General features: G+C 31.9%; 11 protein-coding genes. All 11 read right to left on the bottom strand.

Annotated elements, in window-relative coordinates; all coding sequences use genetic code 11:
• Positions 1–483 precede the first annotated feature (483 nt).
• The 11 genes from E5D58_RS12795 to E5D58_RS14985 all read right to left on the bottom strand — a co-directional run bounded on the left by E5D58_RS12795 (position 484) and on the right by E5D58_RS14985 (position 8,686).
• A complete protein-coding gene (locus tag E5D58_RS12795; protein WP_136482365.1) occupies positions 484–945 on the bottom strand; it encodes a type II secretion system protein GspG in 462 nt (153 codons plus the stop codon).
• A 162-nt stretch (positions 946–1,107) separates the two neighbouring features.
• A complete protein-coding gene (locus tag E5D58_RS12790) occupies positions 1,108–1,425 on the bottom strand; it encodes a helix-turn-helix domain-containing protein (protein ID WP_136482363.1) in 318 nt (105 codons plus the stop codon).
• Complete coding sequence (locus E5D58_RS12785) at positions 1,425–1,769, bottom strand: type II toxin-antitoxin system RelE/ParE family toxin (protein WP_136482361.1); 345 nt, start codon at positions 1,767–1,769, stop codon at positions 1,425–1,427. The genes E5D58_RS12790 and E5D58_RS12785 overlap by 1 nt, the downstream gene beginning before the upstream one ends.
• A 228-nt stretch (positions 1,770–1,997) precedes the next feature.
• Complete coding sequence (locus tag E5D58_RS12780) at positions 1,998–2,588, bottom strand: hypothetical protein (protein WP_136482359.1); 591 nt, start codon at positions 2,586–2,588, stop codon at positions 1,998–2,000.
• 173 nt (positions 2,589–2,761) lie between these two features.
• Positions 2,762–3,346 carry a hypothetical protein gene (locus E5D58_RS12770; RefSeq protein ID WP_168796687.1) on the bottom strand — a complete coding sequence of 195 codons (585 nt, stop codon included), beginning with the start codon at positions 3,344–3,346 and terminating at the stop codon, positions 2,762–2,764.
• A 146-nt stretch (positions 3,347–3,492) separates the two neighbouring features.
• Positions 3,493–4,110, bottom strand: coding sequence for a hypothetical protein (locus E5D58_RS12765; RefSeq protein WP_168796686.1), 618 nt, complete (start codon positions 4,108–4,110; stop codon positions 3,493–3,495).
• Between the two features lie 204 nt (positions 4,111–4,314).
• Positions 4,315–4,953 (bottom strand): hypothetical protein, encoded by a 639-nt coding sequence (locus tag E5D58_RS12755; RefSeq protein WP_136482352.1) that lies wholly within the window; start codon positions 4,951–4,953, stop codon positions 4,315–4,317.
• Positions 4,954–5,109: 156 nt separating this feature from the next.
• On the bottom strand, positions 5,110–6,381 hold the full coding sequence (locus tag E5D58_RS12750) for a DUF2130 domain-containing protein (RefSeq protein WP_136482350.1): 1,272 nt from the start codon (positions 6,379–6,381) through the stop codon (positions 5,110–5,112).
• A 10-nt stretch (positions 6,382–6,391) separates the two neighbouring features.
• Positions 6,392–7,336: a zinc ribbon domain-containing protein gene (locus E5D58_RS12745; protein WP_136482348.1), complete on the bottom strand. Its 945-nt coding sequence runs from the start codon at positions 7,334–7,336 to the stop codon at positions 6,392–6,394.
• Between the two features lie 176 nt (positions 7,337–7,512).
• A complete protein-coding gene (locus E5D58_RS12740) occupies positions 7,513–8,121 on the bottom strand; it encodes a hypothetical protein (RefSeq protein ID WP_136482346.1) in 609 nt (202 codons plus the stop codon).
• 151 nt (positions 8,122–8,272) lie between these two features.
• Positions 8,273–8,686: a hypothetical protein gene (locus E5D58_RS14985; RefSeq protein ID WP_168796685.1), complete on the bottom strand. Its 414-nt coding sequence runs from the start codon at positions 8,684–8,686 to the stop codon at positions 8,273–8,275.
• Positions 8,687–8,841 lie beyond the last annotated feature (155 nt).

Here is an 8,841-nt window from a genome sequence, read left to right as displayed (position 1 = left end):
GGCGCATTTTAAAAATAGTTTGATTTTAAAGCCGTTATAAAATTAAAAATCAAACTACTTTTAAAACGAAAAAATGAATAATTTTGGAAAAACTAACGGTTCTATTTAGGGGAAGTCGACAGTGGTTAAGCTACTAATTTAGCAAAAGTGGAACGAACCAGAGGAAAATCCGTAGGATTTTCCGAGTAGGCAAGAACCAAGCAATTATTTTTACATGGTGTTGTAGCACGTTTTTATTTATTCAATTGTTTTTTTGTTCTTTCTCTGATTAACAGAAAACTCATAATTATAATGATACTTATTCCAATTACTAATAATCCGTATTTAAATAATCCTGTTAAAAAAAATGTTGGAAATCCACCATAACGTCCTTTTTCCGATATTTGAACAAGTTCAGAAATTATGTTAGAGTTCTCTAACAAAAGGAAGCAGGCAATGCAGACTAAACTAATTAAATAAAGTCTTATAATTTTAAATTTTCTTTTATTCCGATTCAATGTCATCTTTAGTCCCAAATTGTCCATCAGAACCAGCTGACACAATTAAAAATCCATTTTCTTTAACAGAGTATTGATAAGGTCGATTCCATGAATCTTTTATCCATTCCTGTCTTATTGGGCTATTACCAATCAACTCGTTTAGGTCAGTTGGATATTTTCCAAATTTTTCATTCCACTTTTCCATTCTGTCACTCATTTCCGTTATTTCTTTTTTGGTTTTTTCTGGAAAAATCGAAGTCCTTTGGTAGCTAAAAAACAGAAATGCGCCTAAACTTCCAATAATCAAAACTGAAAGAACCATTATTGAACTCGGTTGTAGAAAATATTTTTGAATCGGTCTATTAATTCCGTCTTCTTTTTCTTTTTTACTAATCCGTTTTCGATGTTTATAATCTTCCCGAATTAGGCCAAATTCTGCTAAAGTCGAAAGTATTAATTCAATCATTTAGTTTGTTTTGGTAAATGTGCTACAACGGTTCCGGCTATGAGTAGTTGCGTGGGTTAGCACTTAACTTTGCAAGTATACACCAAATTGAAAATCCGCAAGGATTTTCAGAAGTAGGCGAGAACAAGCAATTACTTATAGCCATTGTTGTGTGTAGTGCTTTTATTCAGTTGCCAAGTCCATTTTTTGGTTCAGCAATTCCACGTTAAAATTAATCTTTGCGTTTAAAGCTCTAAACACTTTTAAAATTGTCTCAAATCTTGCATCGGTCAAATTATTCTCGATTTTGGAAATCTGCGCTTTTTTCACTCCGATTAATTCTCCAAGTTGCGATTGCGTCAGTTTTCTTTCCTTACGAGCCTTTTTGATTGCTTCTCCGATCAAATCAAGTCGCAATTCATTTTCATAGGCATCTCTTTCCTCTGTACCTTTTTTTCCAAGGTATTTGTCTTTTACTTCGTCAAATGTGTATGTTTTCATTACTTCTTGTTTTTCGATTCAAAATATTTGTTCATTAACTCGGTCGCTTTGTCAATTTCTTTTTTCGGTGTTTTCTGCGTTTTTTTAATAATTCCGTGTGTTGCTATTACAATAGTCACTTTATTGTCGGTTTTATCCCAAAATGCAAAAAGTCGGTATTGTTTTTTGTTGAACAAAGTCCGAAATTCCCAAATATCCGAAGTCAGTTTTTTAAAGAGCGTATTGTCTGTTTTTACTTTTGCCCTGTCAATATTGAAAAGTATTTTCTTTCGAGCCTTTTCATCAAGTTCATCCAAGAAGTCAAAAGCCTCCTTAAGAAATTCAACTTTAAATTTTTCCGTCATTCAGATATTTGTTTGTTACAAAGATAAAAGTTTCCTTTTTAGTAAACAAATTTTATTCCAAAGATGTTCGCTCGCATTACACACAACGGTTTTGTGTATGATTAGTGGCGTGTTCTACGCACTTAATTAAGCAAATAAAAACCGAATAGAAAATCCGCGAGGATTTTCGTAAGTAGGCTTGAACTAGCCATTAATTATACACGTTGTTGTGTGTAGGCTTTTATTTATTCAACTATACTTTTTCTTTTGTTCCACGCTTTTTGGTTCGTAGGACGTTTGATATTTTCCATTTTTGTCAGGCGAATATATTTTATATGGTTCTCTATTTTGGTTTTGTTCTTTTCTAATTTCGTGGAATAAATTCAAATCTCCGTTTAAAAAAGTCAGTCCGTATTTCAATAATTCATTATTAGCATTTTCCAAACTCGATTCGACTCCTTTTTTAGTCGGAAACTCATATTCCGATGCTTTTGATTTCGGCTCAACTATTTTCTTAAACCTCCAGAGTGCAATTGAATTCCAGTCATATTCTAAAACGTCTTCGCTGTCTCCTTCTCCGAAAATTATATTGTAACAATATGGGTAATCTGTCGGATAAGTTGTACTCGATATTTTTAAGTATTGGTTTTCCTTTCGGTAAATTATTATAGAAGAATGTTTTCCGATTTCAATTCGGTGTTTTATAAATCCGAACTTTTCAAAAGTCGGAATTACAATTTCCATAGCTTTTTCCGAGAATAACTTTTGTTCAGGTGAAGGCTTTTCGGTCTTTTCCGATTTAGCTTTTTTATTACCTTTTATAAAATCAAATATTCCCATTTTTCTTGTTTCACGGATTTTTCTTCAGCTTACACACAACGTGTTTGGCTATGGTTTCGTTGCGTGAAAATCCGCAAGGATTTTCCGCTGTAAACCGGAGATAGCAAATTTGCGAGGACTTTCCGATAGGAAAGTCAGAAGCAATGAACTATAGCCGGTGTTGTAAGGCGTTTTTATTTTGTTTTAGGTTCAATTCCATTCATTTTAGCAAACGCATAAGAATAACCAAAAACTTGGTCTAAATCAGCTTCTTCGGATGCGTATTGTTTATAAAATTCCAAGTGTTTAATGGTTTTTTCTAAACTTTCTTTAGTCCACTTAAAATCCATTTTGTATTTCATTTCAGTCCGCTCAATATTATTTTGAGAATTGAGATAATAAATAAATTGAAAAGGAACTTCTGATGTGCTAAAGTCATTTGCAATTTCTGTGTCAGAACTAAAAAACGTTTCGATTATTTTATTTTTCTCGTAATCGTATTTTATTATTGGTCCACCATAAAATCCCGAGCCAGCCCAATCCAATTGATGTTTCCAATTATAGAACCTTAATTCTTTAGTTCTTCCGTAATCATCTATGGTTTCCATTACAAATTCAGTTCCTATTGTATCCTTAATATTCCATTTTTCTAATTTCACAGAAGATGCGGTAAACCTTATTTTATGGAAAAGTATTTTCGGTTTGTTTTGAAGTCCGAAAGAAGTAAGGATAAGTATTCCAATTAAACTTAATGATATGAATTTGAATGTTTTGTTCATTTTTCAAATGACTTACAACGTTTATGTATATGGAAAGTTGCGTGTTTGTGTGCGAGGATTTTCCGAAGGAAAATCAGAAGCTAGCAAACAAAGCAACTCACATTGGTTAAGCACAAAATAGCAATTTTTTATATACTGTGTTGGCGCTAGTTTTTTATTTTATTTTTCATTTGTTTTTGATATAAAATCATTTGTGGTAAAAGGAAAATCAGCATAAAGAAACTTGCAGGGGGAATCTTTTCAATTCCTTTAGTTGCAGCAAAAAAACCTAAAATTCCAACTACCACAATAAGAATCATTGTGTTAATTCTTAATGCCCATTTTAAAATTCCTTTTTTAACCCAAATATCCCAACTATCAATAATTTCTTTGTCCTGAATTTCTTTTGAAAGGAAATTTATAAAGGACTGTGAATCGCTTTTTAAAATATTATTTGGGCGATTATTTCCGAGTGTTATTTCAACCTTGTCCGTAATTATTTTTCTTAAGATTTGTCCTTGGTCAATCACAAGGCATTTTATTTCATTAAGTTCAATGTCTGGGATTTTCGCATAGTCAAAAAGCAGTTTTTTTTGCCATTCAAAATGGAGTGTATCATTTTCAAAAGTCACATTTAGTCGTCCATAAGAGAAATAAAAGAGTATTCCAAATAGCCCAATTATTCCGAGAGCAGTAACCACTAATTGTAAAATTGAATTTTCAATTTGGCTTGGAAGCAACAAAACGGGTATAAACAAAATTACAAAGGTAAATAAGCTTATCACTACCCTGGTTTGTTTAAAAATCAATATGCTGAAATTCTTTGTCAATGTCGTTTTCTCAAATTAGCGCCAACGGCTTCGGCTATGAGTAGTTGCGTGATTTAGCACTTAACTTTGCAAGTACACACCAAGCTGAAAATCCGATAGGATTTTCAGAAGTAAGCGAGAACAAGCAATTACTTATAGCCATTGTTGTGCGTTCGTTTTTTATTTTTCTCCAACCCAAATTTTCCCTTTTGGTAAGAAATAAATCGTGTCTTTATTTCCATTTGGACTGTCAATTTCTTTATTCTTAAAATTCCCTTTTTTCAGTTTGTTCAAAAGTCTTCTGTCCGAATAACTGTCTTCTATTCTTTCGTACTGGTCAATTGGCCAAAGCAAATCACTTTCCCAATAAGGTTCTTCGTCAATATTAGGTTGCCATTTAAATTCAGAACTCAATTGATTAGTAAATGACGAGTCATTTGGCTTAAAATCGGCTTTTTCAAATATGTTTTCGTAATACTCAATCTTTTCGTCAATTGCACAAACGACTTGAGATTTAGAAATCCTTGGTTCATACAACCATATTTTTAAATAATACGGTTTGTTTAATTTCTCTAATTCAATTTTCCAACTATCATAGATTTTTTCAAGTCCGTTTAGGATATCCTTTTTGGCTTTTCCTTTCGGTTCAGGAATCAGACTGTCAGTCAAAGTCAGATTGTCCCAAGGGTCAACATAAACTTTGGTGTATTCGTATTTATGTTCATTCAAATGCTCAACATTTAAGTCCAAATATTCATTTATCCAATTCTGAATATTAGCAACCTTTCGTTTTAATCCTCTTATTTTCTTGTATTTCACGATTTTTCTTAAATGACGCACAACGGTCTCGGCTATGAGTAGTTGCGTGGGTTAGCACTTAACTTTGCAAGTACACACCAAACTGAAAATCCGCAAGGATTTTCAGAAGTAGGCGAGAGCAAGCAATTACTTATAGCCATTGTTGTGGTGTCGTTTTTATTCGTTATTTAAATCATCAAATTTAGCTTTCATTGTTGGGTTTCCGTGTGTTAATTTTTTTATAGTTAATCCTTCTGCTTTGTCATTAGCTAATCTTAAATTTCTATCCGATGACAATAAAGCATCTTTTGTTTTTTGTAGGTGACTTATTGTTTTGTCAATTTCTGCAATAGCGGTGTTAAATTTTCTATTGGCCAATTCATAATTCTTTGCAAAACCTGTTTTGAAGGCGTTAATCTTATCCTCAAAATTGGTTATGTCAATGTTTTGGTTTCTAATTTGAGCTAACTCCGCTTTATACTTCATTGAGTTTAAAGCTGCATTTCGTAAAAATGAAATGATTGGTAAAAAGAATTGAGGTCTAACTACATACATTTTAGGAAAGTGATATGAAACATCAACAATACCAGTATTATAAAATTCACTATCTGATTCTAGTAACGATACAAGAACTGCATATTCGCAATTTTTAGTTATTCTGTCTTTATCTAATTTAGCAAAAAAGTCTTCATTTTTCTTTTTGGTAGAGGTTGTTTCATTCTCGTTCTTCATTTCGAACATTATAGAAATTATTTCATTACCTGAAGCATCAGATTCTCTAAAGATAAAATCACCTTTTGTTCCTGAACTAGCGTCATTATCTTTCCCAAAAAATGCATTTGGAAATGCTGTTGTTCTAATCCTGTTAAATTCTGATTCACAATGTTGTTCTAAACTTTCGCCTACCATTTTAGTTGATAGCTTTTGTTTGAAGTCTTTCAGACGAGTAATTTCCTCATCTTTCATTTTTATGGTTTCGTCTTTTACAATAAGTTTATTATTGAACTGTTCTTTAATAGATTTTTCAAGGAGCTCCTTCTCAGTGTCCTTAATTCTAAGGTCATTAGCCAAATTATCTCTTTCTTTTTCAATTTGCTTGACAGCTTCAGATATTGCTAATTTTTTTTCAGTCTCAGCATTTTGAATTTTAGAATTGACTTTTGCTAATTCAGCATCTTTTTCTGCTAATTTCTCAATTAACTGACTTTTACTATTAGCTTTTAATAGAGAAATCTCTTTCTCTTTTTCTGCAAGTTCAGCTTGAAATGAGTTTTTTACATTCGCTTCAGCTAGTTTTATTGCATCATCCTTTTGCTTTTCTGCAATTGCTAACCTTGAATTAATTTCCTCTTCAAATTGGTGGTCTCGAACTTGTTTAAGTATATCTGCAAAACCTGCTTCATCAACTTTGAATGCTTTTTTACAATTTGGACAAATAATTTCGTTCATATTCTGTCTATTATTCTATAATTCCACTAGGTAACTTTTTAGTCATTTTTTTGCTGATTTGAGTTAAGAACTTCTTCATACTTGCTGGTGCAGCTCCATTAACATAGTATTCTTCAACATAGCCAAAACTGCTTTTTTCAGTAATTTTCAAACCGTCTTGTGAACCATAATTTTTTATGAATTTCCAGTCATCATCTTTTGAAGGGTTTACTTTGTCTGGGAACGCTAACAAAACATCTTTAACTAGTTCCAAATTCATAGCAGGACAAAAGCGGTATTGAAAAAGATTCTTTTCTAATGTGTGACTTATTCTCTCTTTGTCAAATTCCCAGTCACCTTTAGTATTTAACCACTTACCATAAGTAAATAGTTCTGAATGTTCTCTAAAAGCAAGTCTTGTTTGAATGCAACCCCATAAATTATAATCATAGTTGTTTTCATAACCGAAACAATAAAGCTCTGGTTTATAACTTGCTTTTCTTTGTTTATAGCACCATTGATGGCTGAACATTGAATCCCAAAGTACTTTTTCTCCATTATGATAAACTTTTCGGTTTCTCCAACCTTTAAGATTCTCCAATAATGGCTCAAGAGTTTCTATTTGGTCTTCAGTGACATTAACACGATAAATTGCTTTTTTATCTTCACCAATTTGTTGAAAAGTGCTGAATTTCATCGCTTCTTCAACTGCAAAGTCAAATGTTTGCGAAGTAGAATACTTAAACTCTACAGTAATTCCAAATTCAGGTATTGGTTGCTCAATTATTTCTATTTTAGGTTTAGAAGGCTTTTTAGTTCCTTTTAAATTTGTTCCACATTCTTGACAAAATTTAGAATTTGGCTCATTTTTGTACTTACAACTAGGACAAACTAATTCAGTTTGATTTGAACCACAATTTGGACAAAACTTAAAACTTTCTTGTATTTCAAAATCACATTTGTAACAATTTTTCATATTAGTTCGTCTGTTTGTTAAATGCACCACAACGTGTTTGTGTAAGGATAGTTGCGTGGTTAAGCCACTAATTTAGCAAAAGTGGAACGAACCAGAGGAAAATCCGAAGGATTTTCCGAATAGGCTAGAACCAAGCAATTATTTTTACACGTTGTTGCCTTTAGTTGTTTTATTTTTCACCAATACGGAAGGTATTCCGCGTTATCAATTTTTGTTTTTACACATTCAGAAAATCCTTTTCTAAATAGTCTATCATAAAGCTGACTATCAAAATCCTTAAAAGCTAATAATTTCCATACTTTATCTTTGTCGAATATTAAAATATCTTCTTTATATAGTCTAACTTCTAATATCTTTAAAATAGAATTAAAACTCACATTTTCTTTCCCATAATTTTTATAATTCCGTTCTAATGCAAGAGAGTCCAAATATGGAGTCATCTGCACTTTGTCAACTATATATTTTACTTTATAAAAGTAAGTTGAGTTGCATTTGTTTATAGGTTGAATTTTAAAGTCTCCGATGTCATCATATGTAATTGGAAATTTGTCTTTTTTTCTCAATTCATAAGTCTCTTGGAGTTTTTTTATTAATCCTTCTTCTCCATATTCCATAATATACTTTTCGGGAAGATTATTATATTCATATTCGAAGTCTTTTTCGTTTAAGGCAATATACTTGTTATTTACTTTTTCTTTTATTTCTATATAAGTGAGCTTAGGAGCACAATTAAAAAATGATAGAAATATTAATAATATCGATATAAGTTGGAGTTTATTAATCATTTTCAGATTTTGGCTTCTTGTTTTCCGCAATTAAAGGCAACGTGTTTGTATAAGGAAAGTTGCGTGTTTGTGTGCGAGGATTTTCCGAAGGAAAATCAGAAGCTAGGAAACGAGCAACTAACATTGGTTTAGCTAAAACTAGCAATTTTTTTTATACGGTGTTGTGCGTTCGTTTTTTATTTTTCCAATTTGTATATTCAGTCCAATCATTTAAATTATCAGTTTTTAATTCCTTTTCATTCCGTTCTCCAAATCCGTGTTTTGAGACTCTTGGATATTCTGCTTCTGAAATTATATCTCGAAAATCCTCATTAGCTTTTGTTATCAAAAAGTCAATTTTTGTCAAATCCGAATTTGCGATTTTTAGGACTGCTGCGGAAATTCTGTTTTTTCCATAATGAGAGTCACTCTGAATTTCATTCAGTTTGCTTTTTACTAAATCCGCATTTTCAGGAAATTCTCGGTTGATTAGAAATTCCAATTCCGCGTCGGTGATTTTAGCGACTGATTGCTCAACAACTTCCTTGTTTTTCTTTGTTCCAAATATTTTCTTTATCCAACTCAATTTGTATTATTAACTGTTTTTCTCAAATGACGCACAACGGTCTCGGCTATGAGTAGTTGCGTGGTTTAGCGATTAACTTAGCAAGTACACACCAAACTGAAAATCCGCTAGGATTTTCAGAAGTAGGCGAGAACAAGCAATTACTTATAGCCATT

Source organism: Cognatitamlana onchidii (genome assembly GCF_004804355.1).
In the GTDB taxonomy this organism is placed as follows: Bacteria; Bacteroidota; Bacteroidia; order Flavobacteriales; family Flavobacteriaceae; genus Cognatitamlana; species Cognatitamlana onchidii.
Note: the sequence above shows the minus strand (reverse complement) of the source record. Positions and strands in the feature narration are given on the sequence as shown.